The organism is Arthrobacter sp. K410C (assembly GCF_059090105.1).
Window position 1 is genome coordinate 1 of sequence record NZ_JBNHFJ010000012.1, and the last position, 17,803, is coordinate 17,803.

General features: G+C 65.9%; 14 protein-coding genes and 1 rRNA gene. 7 read left to right on the forward strand and 8 right to left on the reverse strand.

Annotated features, from left to right (window positions below; translation table 11 throughout):
• The 5 genes from rrf to AC5RU7_RS15715 form a co-directional block, all read left to right on the forward strand.
• Positions 1-96 (forward strand): 5S ribosomal RNA (rrf, locus tag AC5RU7_RS15695); the annotation flags it as partial.
• A gap of 436 nt (positions 97-532) precedes the next feature.
• Positions 533-820, forward strand: a complete 288-nt coding sequence (locus AC5RU7_RS15700) for an HU family DNA-binding protein (RefSeq protein WP_009358243.1) — start codon at positions 533-535, stop codon at positions 818-820.
• A 140-nt stretch (positions 821-960) separates the two neighbouring features.
• Entirely contained in the window at positions 961-3,114 is a 2,154-nt protein-coding gene (locus tag AC5RU7_RS15705) for a bifunctional copper resistance protein CopD/cytochrome c oxidase assembly protein (protein WP_494053015.1), read from the forward strand.
• Positions 3,114-5,135, forward strand: coding sequence for an NHL domain-containing thioredoxin family protein (locus tag AC5RU7_RS15710; RefSeq protein ID WP_494053016.1), 2,022 nt, complete (start codon positions 3,114-3,116; stop codon positions 5,133-5,135). The genes AC5RU7_RS15705 and AC5RU7_RS15710 overlap by 1 nt, the downstream gene beginning before the upstream one ends.
• 165 nt (positions 5,136-5,300) lie before the next feature.
• A complete protein-coding gene (locus AC5RU7_RS15715) occupies positions 5,301-6,155 on the forward strand; it encodes an endonuclease domain-containing protein (RefSeq protein WP_494053017.1) in 855 nt (284 codons plus the stop codon).
• Between the two features lie 83 nt (positions 6,156-6,238).
• Here AC5RU7_RS15715 and AC5RU7_RS15720 read toward each other — a convergent pair whose 3' ends face one another.
• The 3 genes from AC5RU7_RS15720 to AC5RU7_RS15730 all read right to left on the reverse strand — a co-directional run bounded on the left by AC5RU7_RS15720 (position 6,239) and on the right by AC5RU7_RS15730 (position 9,520).
• On the reverse strand, positions 6,239-7,231 hold the full coding sequence (locus tag AC5RU7_RS15720; RefSeq protein ID WP_494053018.1) for a hypothetical protein: 993 nt from the start codon (positions 7,229-7,231) through the stop codon (positions 6,239-6,241).
• 138 nt (positions 7,232-7,369) lie between these two features.
• Positions 7,370-9,049 carry a helicase HerA-like domain-containing protein gene (locus AC5RU7_RS15725; RefSeq protein ID WP_494053019.1) on the reverse strand — a complete coding sequence of 560 codons (1,680 nt, stop codon included), beginning with the start codon at positions 9,047-9,049 and terminating at the stop codon, positions 7,370-7,372.
• 72 nt (positions 9,050-9,121) lie between these two features.
• Positions 9,122-9,520: a GvpU-like protein gene (locus AC5RU7_RS15730; protein WP_494053020.1), complete on the reverse strand. Its 399-nt coding sequence runs from the start codon at positions 9,518-9,520 to the stop codon at positions 9,122-9,124.
• A gap of 251 nt (positions 9,521-9,771) precedes the next feature.
• Here AC5RU7_RS15730 and AC5RU7_RS15735 point away from each other — a divergent pair, with 251 nt between their 5' ends.
• Positions 9,772-12,108 carry a coiled-coil domain-containing protein gene (locus AC5RU7_RS15735; RefSeq protein WP_494053021.1) on the forward strand — a complete coding sequence of 779 codons (2,337 nt, stop codon included), beginning with the start codon at positions 9,772-9,774 and terminating at the stop codon, positions 12,106-12,108.
• A gap of 90 nt (positions 12,109-12,198) precedes the next feature.
• Here the strand turns inward: AC5RU7_RS15735 and AC5RU7_RS15740 are convergent, their stop codons facing one another.
• The gene (locus tag AC5RU7_RS15740) at positions 12,199-12,897 is read right to left on the reverse strand and encodes a type 1 glutamine amidotransferase domain-containing protein (RefSeq protein WP_494053022.1); all 699 of its coding nucleotides are present in this window, start codon (positions 12,895-12,897) and stop codon (positions 12,199-12,201) included.
• A 171-nt stretch (positions 12,898-13,068) separates the two neighbouring features.
• On the opposite strand from AC5RU7_RS15740, the gene AC5RU7_RS15745 reads away from it, so the two are divergent.
• A complete protein-coding gene (locus AC5RU7_RS15745; protein WP_494053023.1) occupies positions 13,069-14,058 on the forward strand; it encodes an LLM class flavin-dependent oxidoreductase in 990 nt (329 codons plus the stop codon).
• Between the two features lie 57 nt (positions 14,059-14,115).
• Here AC5RU7_RS15745 and AC5RU7_RS15750 read toward each other — a convergent pair whose 3' ends face one another.
• From AC5RU7_RS15750 to AC5RU7_RS15765, 4 genes are all read right to left on the reverse strand, one after another.
• Positions 14,116-15,243, reverse strand: a complete 1,128-nt coding sequence (locus tag AC5RU7_RS15750) for an FAD-dependent oxidoreductase (protein ID WP_494053024.1) — start codon at positions 15,241-15,243, stop codon at positions 14,116-14,118.
• 13 nt (positions 15,244-15,256) lie between these two features.
• Positions 15,257-16,183, reverse strand: a complete 927-nt coding sequence (locus AC5RU7_RS15755; RefSeq protein ID WP_494009891.1) for an AEC family transporter — start codon at positions 16,181-16,183, stop codon at positions 15,257-15,259.
• 51 nt (positions 16,184-16,234) lie between these two features.
• Positions 16,235-16,660, reverse strand: a complete 426-nt coding sequence (gene panD / locus AC5RU7_RS15760; RefSeq protein ID WP_494009890.1) for an aspartate 1-decarboxylase — start codon at positions 16,658-16,660, stop codon at positions 16,235-16,237.
• 82 nt (positions 16,661-16,742) lie between these two features.
• Complete coding sequence (locus AC5RU7_RS15765; RefSeq protein WP_494009889.1) at positions 16,743-17,657, reverse strand: LysR substrate-binding domain-containing protein; 915 nt, start codon at positions 17,655-17,657, stop codon at positions 16,743-16,745.
• Positions 17,658-17,803 lie beyond the last annotated feature (146 nt).

Genomic DNA, 17,803 nt, shown 5'->3' on the forward strand with positions numbered 1-17,803 from the left:
GAAACGCCCGGTCCCATTCCGAACCCGGAAGCTAAGACCCACAGCGCCGATGGTACTGCACCCGGGAGGGTGTGGGAGAGTAGGACACCGCCGGACATAACATTAGTAGGGCCCTGACAATCACTGTCAGGGCCCTACCACTTTAACCACCGCCCCGCGCCCACCCGCGGCGGCTCTGGCACCAACCCCCGCCCACCCTCCGCAGGAACGACCGCCCACGCGTCCGGCCCGGAACCACCAGAAGTGAGCGCCCGTCGGCGAAGACACCACCACAAGTGGGAGAGCATCCGGGTAAACACCGCAGGAACTGAGAGAGCGTGCCTGCGAGGGGTTCCACAGCGGGGAATCTAAAGGATCACCGGCCCGCCGGAAGGGCCGCAAACCCCCCAAAATCCGGTGATTAACCTCAAAAAGTCGCGGAAACACGCGGAATTTGCGGCCCTCGACCGCCCAAGCTGGTAAGTTTTCGAACAGTGGCTTGTGCGCATGCCGCGTAGAGGCTCCAGAATCATGATCGTCCAGGAGGACATAAATGGCTAAGAACCGTAGTGAACTTGTTGCAGAGGTAGCGGGCAAGGCCGGCACCAGCCAGGCAGCCGTCAACTCCGTCCTCGACGCACTGTTCGAGGTTTTCGAGACTTCCGTCGCCGCGGGCGAGAAGATCACCATCCCGGGCTGGCTCGCCGTCGAGCGTACCGACCGTGCAGCTCGCACCGGCCGCAACCCGCAGACGGGTGAAACCATCCAGATCGCAGCAGGCCACAGCGTTAAGCTGACCGCCGGCTCCAAGCTGAAGGCTGCGGTCTCCAACAAGAAGTAGGCAACTTCTTCTCGGTCCGCCATCCTAGCGGCGGGCCGGACAGAAAAGGGGCGGCAACCGGACGGTTGCCGCCCCTTTTGCGTGCGCCCTGCCCTCTGATCGGCAGATTCGCGGCCCGGGCGGGCGTAGCGGACAATGGAATGGTGTCTTCTGCCGCAAAATCCCAATTCACCACACCCCTGCCCGCTGGCAAAGGCGGACGGGCACCGGGCGGTGATGCCCTGGGTGTCTCCATCCCATGGCAGCTCGCGGGACTGGCAACCCTGTTCCTGGGCCTGACGGCGGCCCTCATCTTTTCCGGCGCCGCTGCCACCCGCGGCGTAGCGGATCCAGGCGCCTTGGTCCGATGGGGACTTCCCGTCAGCAAGGCCCTCCACAACATTTCACTGGCGACGGTCATCGGGGGCCTGGTCTTCGCCGTCGGTATCCTGCCGAGGAACCTGGCCCCCCATAGCAGGGGCAGGGCCGATGGCAACGAAGGCCCGGAGCACCCCGCCTTCAGCAGGGCCCTGGCGGCAGCGGCGGCCGCCGGCGCAGCCTGGACGCTCTCGGCCATCGCCGTCCTGGTCCTCACCTATGCGGACGTGGCTGGCCAGGGCCTGTCAGGTGACGCAGAGTTCACCCAGGCCCTCGTGTACTTCATGACCGACATCGAAACCGGCCGCGCCTGGCTGGCGGTCACCATTATCGCGGCAGTGGTAACCACAGCCCTGTTCGGCGTCAGGTCGCTTGGGGGACTTGGGCTCACGCTCATCCTGGCTCTGATAGGGCTCGTGCCCACAGCCCTGATCGGACACTCCTCCAGCTCTTCGGACCACGAGGGCGCCATCAACTCCCTGGGCCTGCACTTGGTGGGCGTCAGCACCTGGGTGGGCGGCATCATCATGCTGGCCCTGCTCTCCGGCATCCTGACCGGCGCCAAGGCAGGGGCCGCCGGAGACATCACCGAGGCCACGCTCAGGAGGTTCTCCAGCCTCGCCGGGTTCGCCTTCGTGCTGGTGCTCGCCTCCGGCGTCATCAACGCGAGCATCCGCATCACCAACTGGGCCGACCTCTTCGGCTCCGCGTACGGCCAGCTGATCCTGGCCAAGACCGCCGCCACGCTGGTGCTGGGCGGAATCGGCTTCATGCACCGCCAGTGGGTTATCCCGCAGCTGGGCCGCAAGGGCAACACTATGTCGTCCCGGCGGGTGCTCTGGCAGCTGGTCCTCGCGGAGCTCCTGGTGATGGGCGCAACGTCCGGCGTCGCCGTCGCACTGGGCCGTTCGGCTCCGCCGCAGCCCACCACGTACGCGCCGGACGCCTCGCCCGCTTTCATCCTCACCGGCTATGAACTTCCCCCGGAGCTCACGCCGGAGCGCTGGCTGACGGAATGGCGTCTGGACTGGCTGTGGATCGCCGTCGCGCTGTTTGGCCTGGTGTCCTACTTCCTGGGTGTTGCCAAAATCCACCGCCGCGGCGACTCGTGGCAGTGGTTCCGGTCGGTCAACTGGGTGATCGGCCTGCTGGTGCTGACCTACATCACCTCCGGTCCGCCGTCGGTCTATGGCCGCATACTGTTCTCCGCGCACATGGTGGACCACATGGCACTGACCATGGTGGCCCCCATCTTCCTGGTGCTGGGCGCCCCGGTTACCCTCGCGCTCCGCGCCCTGCAGCCCCGCGGCGATGGTACTCGCGGTGCCCGTGAGTGGATCCTGGTCTTCATACACTCGAAGTTCTCGCAGGTGGTCACCCACCCGCTCTTCGCGGCGGCCAACTTCGCCGGCTCGATTGTGCTGTTCTACTACTCGGACCTGTTCGGCTTCGCGATGCGCGAGCACGTGGGCCACGAGCTGATGATCGTGCACTTCCTGCTGACCGGCTACATTTTCATCCTGACCATGATCGGCACGGACCCGCTGCCCCGCCGTGCGCCCTATCCGCTGCGGCTGCTCCTCCTGCTGGCCACCATGGGCTTCCATGCCTTCTTTGGCGTCGCCATCATGGGCGGGGACAACCTCCTGGCCGCCGACTACTTCGGCAACCTGGGCCGGGCCTGGGGAGACTCCGCGCTGGTGGATCAGCAGAAAGGCGGCGCAGTGGCTTGGGGGATCGGCGAGGTGCCCACCCTCCTGGTGGCGATCGGCGTCGCCATCATGTGGTCCCGTTCCGACGCGCGGGAGACCAAGCGGGTGGACCGGGCAGCGGACAGGAATAACGACGCCGATCTCACCGCTTACAACGATATGTTTGCCAAATTGGCCGAACGCGACGCCAAGCTGGCTGACCGCAACAAGCTGGAAGGACGCTGATGAGCGAAACCGTACGCACCCACGCCCGGGTCCGCGCCTCTGAACTGGTAGGCCGCAACTGGTTGAACACCGGTGGCAAAACGCTGGACCTTGAGGCCCTCCGCGGCAAGATCGTCCTGCTGGACTTCTGGACGTTCTGCTGCATCAACTGCCTGCACGTCCTGGACGAGCTGCGTCCGCTGGAGGAGGAGTACTCGGACGTCCTGGTGACCGTCGGCGTCCATTCACCCAAGTTCGAGCACGAGGCAGACCCTGTGGCCCTTGCCGCGGCGGTGGAGCGCTACGAAATTCACCACCCGGTCCTCGACGATCCGGAGCTGGACACTTGGAAGGCCTACACCGCCCGCGCCTGGCCCACCCTGGTGGTCATCGACCCTGAGGGCTACATCGTGGCGCACCTTTCGGGTGAAGGCCACGCGGACGGCCTGGCCGTGCTGATCCCCGAGCTCATCGCCGAGCACGACGCCAAGGGCACCCTCCACCGCGGCTCCGGCCCCTACGTGGCGCCCGAACCGACGTCCGGCACCCTGCGGTTCCCCGGCAAGGCGCTCTTCCTTCCCGCCGGCCGCGGCTCCGGTGCGGATGGGGCGTCCGACGGCGGCCCGGCAGCAGGTGCCGCGGTGAAGGATGCTGCTGAAAAGGGTTCCTGGCTGGTCACCGACACCGGGCACCACCGGGTGGTGGAACTCGGCACCGACTTCAAGACGGTCCTGGCCACCTTCGGTTCCGGCACCAAGGGCTATGCTGATGGCCCGGCGGCCGGCGACACTGCCACGGCGCAGTTCAACGAACCCCAGGGCCTGGTCCTGCTGCCGGAGGATGTGGCAGCGAAGGTTGGCTACGACGTCGTGATTGCCGACTCCGTCAACCACCGCCTGCGCGGGCTGTCCCTCACGGACGGCAAGGCCTCCACGCTGGCCGGCAACGGCATCCAGCGCCTGCTGGAGGCCGGACCGGCCCGCGTGGACGAGGACGCGGCCGGATTCACCGGCCGGTTGAGCGAGCATCCCCTCGAGGTGTCGCTGAGCTCCCCTTGGGACCTGGTGTGGTCGCGCAAGCTGAATGCAGTAGTGATCGCTATGGCCGGCACCCACCAGATCTTCAGCTTCGACCCCGTATCCGGCGAAGTGGACATCATTGCCGGCAACGGCCTGGAGGGGCTCCTGGACGGTCCCGCGCACGAGGCCTGGTTTGCGCAGCCCTCCGGCGTGGCCGAGGACGCCGACGGCAACATCTGGGTAGCTGACTCCGAGACGTCGGCGCTCCGGAAGCTGGTGATTGATGACGCCGGCACCATCACCGTGGAGTCCGCCGTGGGCAAGGGCCTGTTCGATTTCGGCTTCCGGGACGGTCCTGCCGCCGACGCCCGCCTGCAGCACCCGCTGGGCGTGACAGTCCTCCCCGACGGCTCCGTGGCGATTGCCGACACGTACAACGGTGCCGTGCGCCGCTACGACCCGTCGGCGGGAACGGTCTCAACCCTGGCGCGGGGTCTCCTGGAACCCTCCGATGTCATTGTGGACCACACCCAGTCCGCCGGTTCCGAGCCGCTGCTTGTAGTGGTGGAAGCCAACCAGCACCAGCTGGTGTACGTCCCCATCCCCAAGGAAGCGCAGCAGGTGGACGAGGGCGCGTCCCAGACGCACCGGCCCAAGAGCCCGGTAGCGCCGGGCCCGCTGGAGCTTACTGTCCGGTTTACCGCCCCCACCGGGCAGAAGCTGGACGACCGCTGGGGCGACCCCACGCAGCTGAAGATCTCCTCCACACCGCCCGAGCTTCTGGTGTCCGGCGGCGGAACATCCGTGGGGCTGCTCCGCACCGTGGAGCTCTCATCCGAGGTTCCGGAGGGTGTGCTGCACATTACCGCCCGCGCTGCCGCCTGTGACGGCCCCGAAACCGAGGACGGCGAGATCCCGGACCACGCCGCCTGCCACCTGTACCAGCAGGACTGGGGCATCCCGGTGGTCCTGCAGGCCGACGGCGACACCGAGCTGGTCCTGGACCTCCGCGGCATGGACTGACGGGTCCTGCCGCCAAAGCGGCCCGGTTTTCGCTCCGAAAGAGTGGAAACCGGGCCACTTTTATTGCGCTTTGCAGCAAAAACCGGGCCAGAGTGGGCGCCCCCGGTATCCACATAGCCGCGGCTGTACCTCCCCGAAGCCAGGAACTGCAGGCATGGTGGCCTGATGGATGCAACAGAGATCCTTCGCGCCGCAGGGGGAGTTCTGCTGAGGCGTGACGTGCTGGCCGCCGGTGCCAGGGATGTGGACTTGCGGCGGGCGGTCCGGAACGGCAGCGTGCTGCGGCTGGAGCGCGGATTGCTGGCTGTGGCCGATGCTGAGTCGGATCTGGTGGAGGCTGGGCGTGCACGGGGGCTGTTGACGTGCGTGTCCGCGGCGCCGATGTACAGACTTTGGCAACTCAAGGCACCTTCGATGCCCCATTACTGGCACAGCAACGGCCGAAGCTCGGTGCGGTGCGTGAGCCACCGACTGGCATTGACACAGGCGCCCCGCCATCGGACGCTCGCGGCACTTCCTGATGTACTGCTCCACGCACTGCTGTGCCTGCCCGAACTCGAGTCATTGGTGATGGTGGAGTGTGCCTACAACCGTGGAGACATTGACCTGTCTAACCTCTTCCGCCACCTGAACGGCAGGCGCTGTGGTAGGGCCCGGCGTGTATTGTCCAAGGTTGAACATGGCGCCGACTCCCTCCTGGAAACCCTGGCCCGGGTGCTGTTTCGTGACGCCGGCATCACTACGGAAACCCAAGTATGGATTCCCGGGATAGGGCGGGTTGATTTCCTGCTGGAGGGTTTCCTGATCGTGGAGATTGATGGGCTTGCCTTCCACTTGGAGGCACGGCAGTTCAAGAAGGACCGGCGCCGGGATAACGCGGCAATATTGCAGGGCATGCCGGTGCTTCGGTTCATCTACGATGACGTAGTTCATGCGCCCGAAGGCGTCCTGTCACAGGTCCGGGAGGTGCTGGCACGGGGTTCACTGCGATGGCCGCAACCAAACCGGCCCACTTATTAGGTCAGTGCGGCTTGAGGCAGCAGGTGCAATCACCGTAAACCGGCTATAACTGGGCCAGTGTGGCGCAGGAGCAGAACAAACGACTAGAAGCTCAGCATCGGGGTGACTTTGACGGCGTCGCCGGAGACGTCCAGGCGCGTAGTGAAGCTGAAGTCCACCTCTGCCTCCAGGGGATACCAGATGCCGGTGAAGGAGTTCTGCTGGAGCGCTTCCACCTTGGCCTTGCCGTCCAGCGGGGCCACCACCCAGCGTCCGTCGAAGGGTTCGATGGAGACGTTGGGATACTCCGTGACGGTCCACTTGATGCTGCCGTCCTGCACCCTGTTGTCGCTGGCGTAGTAGAACGGGCAGTCCGGCTGCAGCTTTTGTTCCTTGGCCGCTTCCGCAGCACAACCGTCCAGGAACTCCTTGACTTTGTCCGCCACGTCTTCCTTCAGCTTGCCCGTTGCCTGGGTCAGCAGGTTGAGCGGTGCCACGGGAACGTCGCGGGCCGTCACGGTGGCCCGCGTGGCGGGGGCGGAGAAGTACTGGCCGTTCAGGGCAGCCTCGTACTCGCCGGGGTAGAAGACGGCGAACGAGTTCCGGCCGTTGGGCATGTTCACCGGGACGCCGTTGACGTTCGCCTGGTTGCCGTTGACCACGGTGATGTCCAGGGTGGGCAGGCGGGTGGGGACGAACGCCCACGTGTTGAAGAAGATCCATTCCGTGCCGGTTTTCTCCAGCAGGAATTCGGTGCTGAGCCGGCTGCCGTCAATTGTGTATTCCATCGGCACCACCACCTGGTCGCCAGGGCGTTCCTGCGGGTCGCCGATCTCCACGTTGGCGAGCCGGGACGCAGCGGTCTGCAGCCCGGTCCCGTCCAGCATTGCGGCGTTGCTTGGCGGCACGGTGGCGCGCAGCAGTCCCAGCGCCTTGCCGCCGTCGCCGTCCTGCAGGGCGTCCAGATACTCGCGGACCGGCTGCTGCGGGCTCGCCACGGTGTTGTTCACCAGGTTCACGGCAACGATGGCTCCGGCCACGGCAAGCATGAGGCCCAGCAGCCATCCGGCCGCTATCCTCACCAACGCTTGACTCATCTGCACGTTCCTTACAGTAACGTTAGTGCGAACGCACACTAAAGTTGGTGTCTCCCCTACTTGGGGCGGAAGCGTGGGGAAAGCGTCCGACGACGGCGTGCGGCACAGCCGGTCAGGGCGCCGTGGAAAGCGCTGTGGTCAGCGGCGGCGGCGCCGGGATGACGTGCCGAAGACGCCCCTCAACAGTTCACGGCCCAGCTGGGTACTGACGGACCTGGCCATGCTCTTCAGGCCACCGCCGAGTGCGCCGCCAAGGACCGCGCCCAGGTCGTCCATCATCCCGCCTCCCGGCTGGGGCTGCGGCTGCCTGCGGGGAGCCTCACCACGGGTCTCGTCCCGGCGCGGCGCGGTTTTGCTGCTGGTCCTGCTGCTCGGCCTGCCCAGGATCTCCTCCTCGATGCGGCGGGCCTCTACATCGACGTCCAAGGGGCCGGGAACTTCCGCTGCCGGGCCCGTGGGCGCGGCGGCCTTGCCGGTCAGCTTCTCGTAGGCGGACGGGTTGTCCACGGCCGTCCCGTACTTCGGCAGCAGGGCGGACCCGGCCACCGTGCTTCGGACCAGGGCCTCATCGCTGGGGCCCATGACGGACTCCGGCGCGCGCAGGCGGGTATGGGCCACCGGCGTGGGGGCGCCTTTGTCATTCATGACGGTGATGACGGCTTCGCCGATGCCGGCGGACGTCAGGGTTTCCTCAAGGTCGTAGTCGCTGACCGGGAACGTGGACACGGTGGCCTTCAGGGCCTTGGCGTCCTCCGGGGTGAAGGCCCGCAAGGCGTGCTGCACCCGGTTGGCCAGCTGGCCCAGGACGTCGGCCGGAACGTCCTTGGGGGTCTGGGTGACGAAGAAGATGCCTACGCCCTTGGACCGGATGAGCCGGACGGTGGTGGTGATTGCCTCCAGGAAGGCCTTGGACGCCCCGTTGAACAGCAGGTGGGCCTCGTCAAGGAAGAACACGAGCTTGGGCTTGTCCAGGTCGCCGGCCTCGGGGAGGTCCTCAAAGAGATCGGCCAGCAGCCACATCAGGAACGTGGAGAACAACATGGGCTTGGTCTGTAGCGTGGGCAGTTCCAGGCAGGTGATCACGCCCCGGCCGTCTGGGGCGGTGCGTAGCAGCTCGGCCGTATCGAACTCCGGTTCGCCGAAGAACTTTTCAAGCCCCTGCGCTTCGAGGTTCACCAATTCCCGCAGGATCACGCCGGCGGTGGCTTTGGACAGCCCGCCGAGCTCCTCCAGCTGGTCCTTGCCTTCGGCGGAGGTGAGAAACTGGATGACGGCCCTCAGGTCCTTGAGGTCGATCAGTTCCAGGCCGTTCTTGTCCGCAAAGTAGAACACCAGCTGGAGGCTGGACTCCTGCGTGTCGTTCAGTTCCATGATGCGGGAGAGCAAGATGGGGCCGAAGGACGAGACCGTGGCGCGGACCGGGACGCCGTTGCCGTCACCGCCGAGTGCCAGGAATTCGACAGGGAACGCCCGGCCCTGCCAGGGCTGGCCGATGCTTTCGGTGCGCGCGCTGAGCTTTTCGCTGCCCGTTGCCGCCGTAGCCAGCCCGGAAAGATCACCTTTAATATCCGCCAGGAACACGGGAACACCGGCCGTGGACAGCTGCTCGGCCATCATGTGCAGCGTGACGGTCTTGCCGGTGCCGGTTGCCCCTGCCACCAGCCCGTGCCGATTCATCATGGCCAGCGGCAGCCGCACCGGAGCGTCCTTGTGAAGCTCGCCGTCGACGATGGCGGCCCCCAGTTCGATGGTGGCCCCTTCCAGGGCGTAGCCCTTCTGGATAGTGGCAAGCTTCTCTGCTGTGGTTTTCTTGGCCATGGCGCAAGCTTAGCGGCGGCCGCTGCCGGCGCCGCGGAGGCCGGCAGCGTCAGGCTGCAGCTCCGGTGGGGATCACTCGTAGGAAGGCCGGTGCCATTCCTGGCCGGCGGGCATCCTGCCGATACTCCAGGCGGAGACTTTCCGAAGATCGACCCTTGTTGCCTGCAGGCGAACCTTCCGGCCCCCGGTCACGAGCACCGGCCCAAGAAAGTGAAGGTACGGGTCCTGCTCAGGCCTCTGTTCATTTAAGCTTGAAGCCTCCGAATCGAAGGCGCTGGCGATGTTCGGGCTGCCAACCCGGATCTGATCATTTTGCCGCCGCTCCCAGGCCTGCTCCGACACCACGGACCCCGAGATGACGGTGCCGTCGACTACAACAGTGAGCTCAAGGGTTGCATCGGTGTCGACTCGAACGGTCCTCCCCAGTAATTGCGCCAAGCGGTTGTCGATGTCGTATGTCCCATCCGCCACTGCATGTCCCTTTCTCTGCTGAACCTGAAAGCTGCTCCGGGTATCAGCATAAATCCGCGCTGATTCGGTGACTGGGCTGATGCGACGGGGGAGAGAGCAAGTAGTCGCGCCGCCCGGCGGCTCCAGAAAACGAGTACTTGAAGGGCAAAGTCAGGTGGCCAATTACGCGTGTTCTCCGCGTGGGTTGGAACTTACCTTTAGTGCAGGCAGCGGCCAGAGTGGGCCGCCCGATGGTCTCAACAGGAGCTCACATGCGCACACCCCCCAGCAAATCTGTCCTCTCCCGCCGCCTTGCAGCAGCAGTTGTCCTGCCCGGCCTGCTCACCAGCAGCCTGGTTCTGGTCCAGCCGGCCTTTGCCGCAGGAACCACGTCCAATACCAACATCTGCAACGGTGTGGTCAACCAGCAGGCACACCGGGGAGCCGTCCAGGCAAACCTTCTCAAGGCAGCCGCGAAGAAGAACGCAGACGCCATCGCGAAGCTGGAAGCTGAGAAGGCCCTGCTCCAGAACCAGGAAACCGGGCTCAAAGCCGACATTGAAGCGACGGACAAGGCGATCGCCGATCTCGAGGCCCAGGAACAGCAACTGGCAGACGACGAGGCTGCAACGCAGGCAGAATGGGAAAGGTTGAACCAGGAGCTAGCGAGCACAACCGCGGCCATCGCGGACGCGGAGGCAGCGCTTGCTGGGCTGCGGGAACAGAAAGCCGACGTTGAAAGTGAGCTTTCACCGCTTCAGGAGGACTTGCTGGCCGCTGAGGCAGCGGCGGACCACCTGGAAGGCCAGTTGGCGCAAGTTGTTGCAGATGAGCAGGCCAACAGCGAAAAGCTGGCCACGGCACAAGCCGAGCTGGAGACACTTCAGCTGGCTGCCGCCGACGCCGCTGGTGCCGTGAGCGCCAAAGAGACCCAGATTGAACAGGCCCAGGGCGAACTGCAGACGCTGACCGCCCAGGCGGAGGAAGCTGCGTCCGCTGTTACCGCCGCACAGCAGGGTGTCGCGGACGCCCAAGAAAAACTGACGGCGCTTGAGGCGGACAGCGCTACAGCAGCCGACACGCTTCAGACGGCGAGGGATCAGCTTGCGGCCGCGGAACAGACCCTGACCGAACTGGAGTCGGCAGCGACGGCCGCGGATGAGGCCCTAACCGACAAGAAGGGCCAGATCACCGGCGCCGAGGGCGAGCTCGTCGCGCTGCAGTCCGTCGCGGCTGATGCCACGGAAGCTCTCGCCGGCCAAGAGGCCGACATCGTCGATGCCGAGGCAGAGCTGGTCACTTTGCGGGCTGATGCGGCGGCAGCGGCGAAAGCGGTGGATGACAACGCGGCGAAGATTGCGGCGGCCAAAACGGCGATCACCACGCTGCAGGGCCAGATCAACGCGCTCAACACGACCATTGCAGCCAAGCAGTCCCAGCTGACAACGGCGCAAAACGAGCTGAAGGCCCTGACGACCACCAAGGACGCGCTAACGGCAGAAATCGCGGACCTCAACCGGCAGATCGACGCAATCAACGGCAACTCGCAGCGCAAGCGGGAGCTGATCGCCCTCCGCGACGCTAAGCAGGGCGAGCTCGACAGCGTGAACGCCCAGATCACCGACAAGAACGCGCAGATTTCTGGCCTTAAGGGCGACCTTAAGGCACTTCAAACCCAAGTGGACTCGCTGAATGCCCAGCTTGCCACCAAGCAAGAGGAGAGCAGCGCACTGCAGCAGAAAGTGGCACCGCTGCAAGAGGTGCTCGACATTGCGAATGATGCCGTCTCTGCACAGCAGACCGAGATCGAAGCGTTGAATGCCCAACTGCCCGGGCTCCAGGACGCGGTGGCCTCTGCGAACAACGATGTTGTCGAAAAGCAGGGCCAACTCACTGACCTGCGGGCGGAGCTGCCTGCTCTCGAGGAGGCAGCCGCCGATGCAGCAGAGGCCGTTGTAGCCCAGCAGAAGGTTGTTACCGACCTTGAGGATGCCCTGCCCTCGCTGGTATCCGGGGTAGTTGAAGCCCAACAGGCCGTTACCGACCAGAAGAACGTCCTCGCGGCCAAGCAGGACGCACTGATGGACGCCAATGGCGCGTTGACCTCTGCCGAGGCGGCTGTCGAGTCCAAGGAAGACGAGATCCTGGACCTGCAGGGCGCCTTGTCCGGGCTAGAGTCAGCCCTCACGGCAGCGAACGCAGCTGTGGCCGACAAGACTGCTCAGATTAACAGCATCAACCTGATTGTGGAGCAGTTGGCCGGTGACGTAAAAGCCTTGAACGCCCAGATCACGGCCAAGGAAGGGGAAATTCTGGCGCTGCAGTCCCGGGTTGCGCCCCTGTTGGATCAGCTCAACAAGCTGAACGGCGAGATCACCGCGGCGGAAGCGAACCTGGCCGCATTGCAGACCCAACTGACGGGGCTGGACACTCAACTCACGGCAGAGCAGAAAAAGCTGGCAGACCTGCATGCCCAGAAGAAGCCCAACAAGGATGCCATCGCTGCACAGAAAGTGGTGGTGAACGATCTGACAACCAGGCTGGGCGACGTTCAAAAGAAGATCGCAGCCATTGACGGAACGATCGCGCTGGGAGGCTGCGCCGTCTAAGCGGTGTGTGTGCCGGCGCCCAAGGACGTGCGCCGCAAGGAGGGGACCGGTTCGCCGCGAGCTGGTCCCCTCCTTGTACGGAAGCGGGCGTTAGCCCAGGGCCTTGATGACTTCCTTGGCCACGTCCTCGCTGGACTGCGGGTTCTGCCCGGTGATGAGGTTGCCGTCGCGGACCACGTTGGAGCTCCAGGCCGGACCGTTCTCAACGACGGCGCCCTTCTCCTTCAACGCGTCCTCCACCAGCCATGGAGTGTTTTCGCCCGTGCCGCCGCCCAGCTCCTCCTCATTGCTGAACACGGTGAGGCGGCGGCCCTTGAACGTGAAGGCGCCGTCGTCGTCCGTCGCACTCAGCAGCCCGGCCGGACCATGGCAGAACGGCGCGATGATCTTGCCGTGACTGTCGGCGGCGGCCAGTAGCCTGCCAAGGTCAGGGTCCTTGTACAGGTCCGCCATGGGCCCGTGCCCGCCGGGCATCACCACGGCGTCATAGCCGGAAGGGTCGACGCCGGCCAGCGCCAGCGGCTGCGACAGCTCGCCGTCGATCGCCTCGAGGTAGTCCCGGAAGCCTTTCGCCCGGTCCTCGCCGCCGGCCGACTCCGCCGCCAGGCTGACCTGGTCCACCGTGGGTTTGCGGCCACCGGGCGTGGCGACATGGATGGTGTGCCCGGCGTCGAGCAGGGTCTGGTGGGCCACTACCAGCTCCTCCGCCCAGAAGCCGGTGGGGTGCTCGCTGCCGTCCTTCATGGTGAGGGAGTCGGCTGCCGAGACAACCATCAGGATGTTTGCCATGGTGTTTCTCCTGTCTGTTCCACTTGGTTGCTTAGTGGCGGCAACCTCGTCAGTGTGCTGGGTATTCCGCACATCCTAGAAATAAGCCGGGGCCCGCCGTCGTTATGCCAGACGTGCCCGCCGCGATCCGACGGGCAAAACTACGCAATGCTTCGAAAGGCCGGCACCCACGTGACTCTCCCGCTCTCCATCCTCGACCTGGCAACAATCGGCAAAGGCCAGACGGCGGCAGAGAGTTTCGCGGGCAGCGTGGCCATGGCGCAGAGCGCGGAACGGCTGGGATACCGGCGGGTATGGTACGCCGAGCACCACAACATGTCCTCCATCGCCTCGTCAGCCACCAGTGTGCTGATCGCCCACGTGGCCGCCCACACCGAGAGCATCAGGCTCGGCGCCGGCGGCATCATGCTGCCCAACCACTCGCCGCTGACCATCGCCGAGCAGTTCGGGACCCTGGAAACCCTCCACCCGGGCCGGATCGATCTTGGCCTGGGCCGGGCGCCCGGCAGCGACCAGAACACCATGCGGGCCCTCCGCCGGGATCCGATGTCTGCGGACAGCTTCCCCCAGGACGTCCTGGAACTGCAGGGCTACCTCACGGGACCCACCCGCATCCAGGGCGTGGAGGCCACCCCGGGCAAGGGCACCAATGTTCCGCTCTACATCCTGGGCTCCTCCCTGTTCGGTGCCCGGCTGGCTGCACAGCTCGGCCTGCCCTACGCCTTCGCCTCGCACTTCGCCCCGACTGCGTTGCAGGACGCCGTCGCCATGTACCGGCGGGAGTTCAAGCCGTCGGCCCAGCTGGATGCTCCCCACGTCATCGCCGGCGTGAACGTTATCGCCGCTGATTCAGCATCCGAGGCGCAGGCAATGCTGCAGGCCACCAAGCGCGCGAGGGTTTCCCTGTTCTTCGGTGGCGGACGCGAGTTCACCGATGACGAGGCGGACATGATCCTCGACTCGCCCCAGGGCCAGCACGTCTCGCAGATGATGACCTACTCCGCGGTGGGCACGCCCGACGTCGTCCTGGACTACCTGGACAGCTTCGGCAGGCATGCCGACGCCGATGAGCTCATCGTGGCGCACCAGAGCACCGGCACCGAAGAGCGGCTGCGGTCCGTCGAGCTGCTGGCCCAGGCGGCCGGGCTCGCGCGGGTGTGACGGCCGCCCATTTAGGAAACCCTGCTGGACGCGGTGGGAGGCGGGAAGTAGAGCCTGCTACCGTGACGCGCGGAAGATCTCCGGCGCGGGGCGGGTTCCCGTGGCCAGGTCTGCGAGGATCCGGCCGATCACGGGCGTGAACTTGAATCCGTGCCCGGAAAAGCCGGCGCCGATGACCACGGGTCCGATCCGGTCCAGAATGAAGTCCTCGTCAGGGGTGGTGGTGTAGGTGCAGCTGACGGCCTCGAAGGAATCCGCGTCCACCCCCGGCAGCCACGTCCGGGCGTAGTCCTGCAGCGCTGCGAGCTGCACGGGCTCGGGCTGGAAGGACCGCCCGTCCGGATCCACTACGGGCCCCGTGCCGTGCCAGCCGGCCTTGACTCCCTCGCCGGGCGTCAGCATCCCGTACACGGGGGAGTACCAGCCCTGGTAATCGGCGCCAGTGCCGGGGTAGTGGTTGAAGCCGGGCCAGGCAGCGCCCTCGTCCGCAATCCGGAAGTGCAGGGGCTGCTCCTGGGTGACGGTGAGCCGCGGAATCCGAAGTGCGCCGCCGGCAATGCCCAGCAGCTTCCCCGTCCACCCGCCCGCAGTCACTACCGCCTGGGCGGCGCTGACCGTCTCGCTACCGGACGCCGACTCAAGAACCAGTCGGACGCCGTCGTCCATCACCTGGAAGTCCACCACCTTGGTGTGATGCCGGATGTCGGCGCCCCGCGCAACCGCCAGCCGCTGGAAGGCGGGAAGCGCGGCTTCCGGGTTGAGCTGGCCGCCGTCTGGCATGTGCAGGACCTGCTGGTCGAAGCGAATGCCGCGCCACCGTTCTGCCGCTTCCCCGAGAGGGAGGAATTCGGCGCGGATGCCCGCCTGCGTGAGGGCACCGGCAACCTCGGGCAGCAGCGGCTCGGGGCCGTGGGCGACGATGCCGGTGCGTGCCAGCAGCTGTTCGCCGCTTTCCTGCTCAAGGTCGTCCCACAGGGCGAGGCTTTCGGCCAGCATGGCCACATACTCGGGCCGGTGGTAGCCGGGGTTGAGGTTCCGGGTGCTGCCGTGCGATGCGCCGACAGCGTGCCCGGGCCCGAACTGCTCCACCAGCGTCACCTGGCGGCCGCGGCGGGACAATGCCCAGGCGGCGGCTGAGCCCATGGCCCCGCCTCCGATCACCACGGTGTCAAGGATGGTTCCCATCAGTTTTCTCCCATCATGTGAGCAGCAGCGCGACGCCGATCATCGCAGGCACAGCCACCACGGTGGTAATCAGCACGGTGTCCTTTGCCACTGTAAGTCCCGTCTTGTACCGGCTGGCGGCCACGAAGACGTTCTGGGCGGTGGGCAGCGCCGAGATGACGACGACGGCGAACAGCGCGTGCCCTTCCATCCCCATGGCGAAGCGGGCGAAGAGGTAGGCCAGGGCCGGTTGCACGGCCAGCTTGAAACCGCTGGCGAGCAGGGTGTCCACTCGGCGTGCCGATGACGCCTGGAGCGGCCGGGTCCCGTTGAGGCTCATGCCGAACGCGATCAGCATGGCCGGGATGGCAGCCCCGCCAATCAGGTGGATCGGTTCCATGACCAGCTCCGGGACCTTGAATCCCGTGCCGGCAACCACCAGGCCAAGCGCGGAACCCACGATCATCGGGTTCCGCAGGATCATGAAGATGAAGCTCAGGGGAGTGGTGCGGTGCGAACTGGTGCTGGAGTCCAGGATCAGCAGGAACAGCGGCGTGAAGAAGGCGAGCTGGAAGATCAGCAGCGGGGCCACATAGCTCGCGTCCCCCAGGACGTAGACGGCGATGGGGATGCCGAGATTCGCGGAGTTGACCAGCGAGGCAGCCATGGAGGACATCAGGGACTCCGGCAGCGAACGTTTTAGCCAGAATTTGGCGAGCGTGAAGAAGAGCGCCGCCGTGGTGATGGCAGCAACGGCCGTGACCAGCAGGGGAGCGGCGAACACTTCCTGCAGTCGGGCCTTGCTCAGCGTTTCGAAGAGCAGGGCGGGGCTGGCCACGAAGAAGGTGAGGGAGCTCAGCACCGGCCGGGCGTTGTCCCCCAGCACCTTCTGCCGGCCCACGAACCAGCCCACCAGGATGATGCACCACACCACAAAGAAGCCCGCCAGCACTCCTAGCAATGAAGAACCTGCGGAGTGCGGCGGGGCAGCGTACCGGAGACCACGCTCCGGTTAGAAGTCGGCGTTGTTGAGTGCGAACGGCGGGCGCAGGAGGCCGGGGGTGATGCCCTCGGCGGGATCGTTGCCGAGCTGGACCACCTTGTTGTTGGCGTCCACGTGGACCACCTTGGGCTCGTAGGCCCTGGCTTCTTCGGTGGTCATCTGCGCGTAGGTAATCAGGATGACGAGATCGTTTTCGTGCATCAGGTGCGCCGCAGCGCCATTGATGCCGATGACGCCGGAACCGCGCTCGCCGGCGATGGTGTACGTCTCCAGGCGTGAACCGTTAGTGATGTCCACAATCGAGACAAGCTCGCCGGGGAGGATGTCGGCAGCCTCCAGCAGGTCCAGGTCAACGGTGACTGAACCCACGTAGTGCAGGTCAGCGTGCGTGACGGTGGCCCGGTGGATTTTCGACTTGAACATTGTTCGATTCATAACGGCACCAGTCTAGCGCCGGCCCCGATCCGTCGCAGTGACGCAGGGAACACTCCCGGCAGCAGCTTACGACGGCGGCGGGTCACCCGGCGTCGTCCGCCGCGATGGCGGCAGCGGCCGCGGCGAGGGTCTCCCTCGCGGCGAGGATGGCGGGCCGCTTGGCGCTGGAACGGCGTACCGAGGTGAACACCGTGCGGTGCGGCTTGCCGGGCAGCTCCAGCAGTTTGGCGGTGGTGCCCCGGCCCGTCCATACCAGGTCCGGCATCAGGGCCACGGCGTTGCCGGACTCAATGAGCCGGATCTGCGCCTGCAGGTCGGCGGTTTCAAAGCGCACGTCCGGTTCAAAGCCGGCGCTGCGGCAGGCCTGCTCCGCCCAATGGCGCGACGCTGCCCCCCGCGGCTCCATGACCCAGGCGAGCTCCGCCGTGTCCTCGATCCCGCGGATGGCGGGGCCGCCGTCGGACTCCGGCGGGACGGCAAGCCGGATGGCGTCCGTGGTCAGCTTGATCCGGTCGAGCTCCGGGTAGCGCGGGGCGGCATGCCCGGGATATTGCTCGGCGATGACAAGGTCGAAGTCCCGCGCCCAGGTCTCATGGAGCGCGGTTTCCGGCTCGCGCTGGATCATCTCGATCCGCACCTCGGGATAGGCAGCGGACATCCGGGTCAGCGTGTCCGGCATCAGCGCCAGTGCCGCGGACTGGAACACTGCGATCCGTACGGTTCCCGTGACGGTGGTCAGGGATGCCGCCAGGTCGGCCTCCGCCTGTTCCATGGTTTCCAGCAGCTGCGCGGTGTGCGCCACCAGCACCTCCGCCTGCGGCGTCAGCTGCACCCGCCGGCCGGTCTTGCGGAGCAGTTCCACGCCCACCTCCTTCTCCAGGAGGGCCAGCTGCTGCGATACCGACGACGGGCTGTACTGGAGTGCATCCGCCACCTCGGCCAGTGTCCCACGGATGCTCAATTCACGGAGCAGCCGGAGCCGGCGGACGTCGAGCATGATGCAATCCTTACCGAAACTAACGAATATAGGTTAGAAGTAGTCACTTTATCTAATGCAAGCAGGCTTGCATACTGTTGTGATCGAGTTACCCCCGTCACAGCCATTTCTTGGCGTGCCGCGGCGGGGTCGCACCCCAAGCAGGA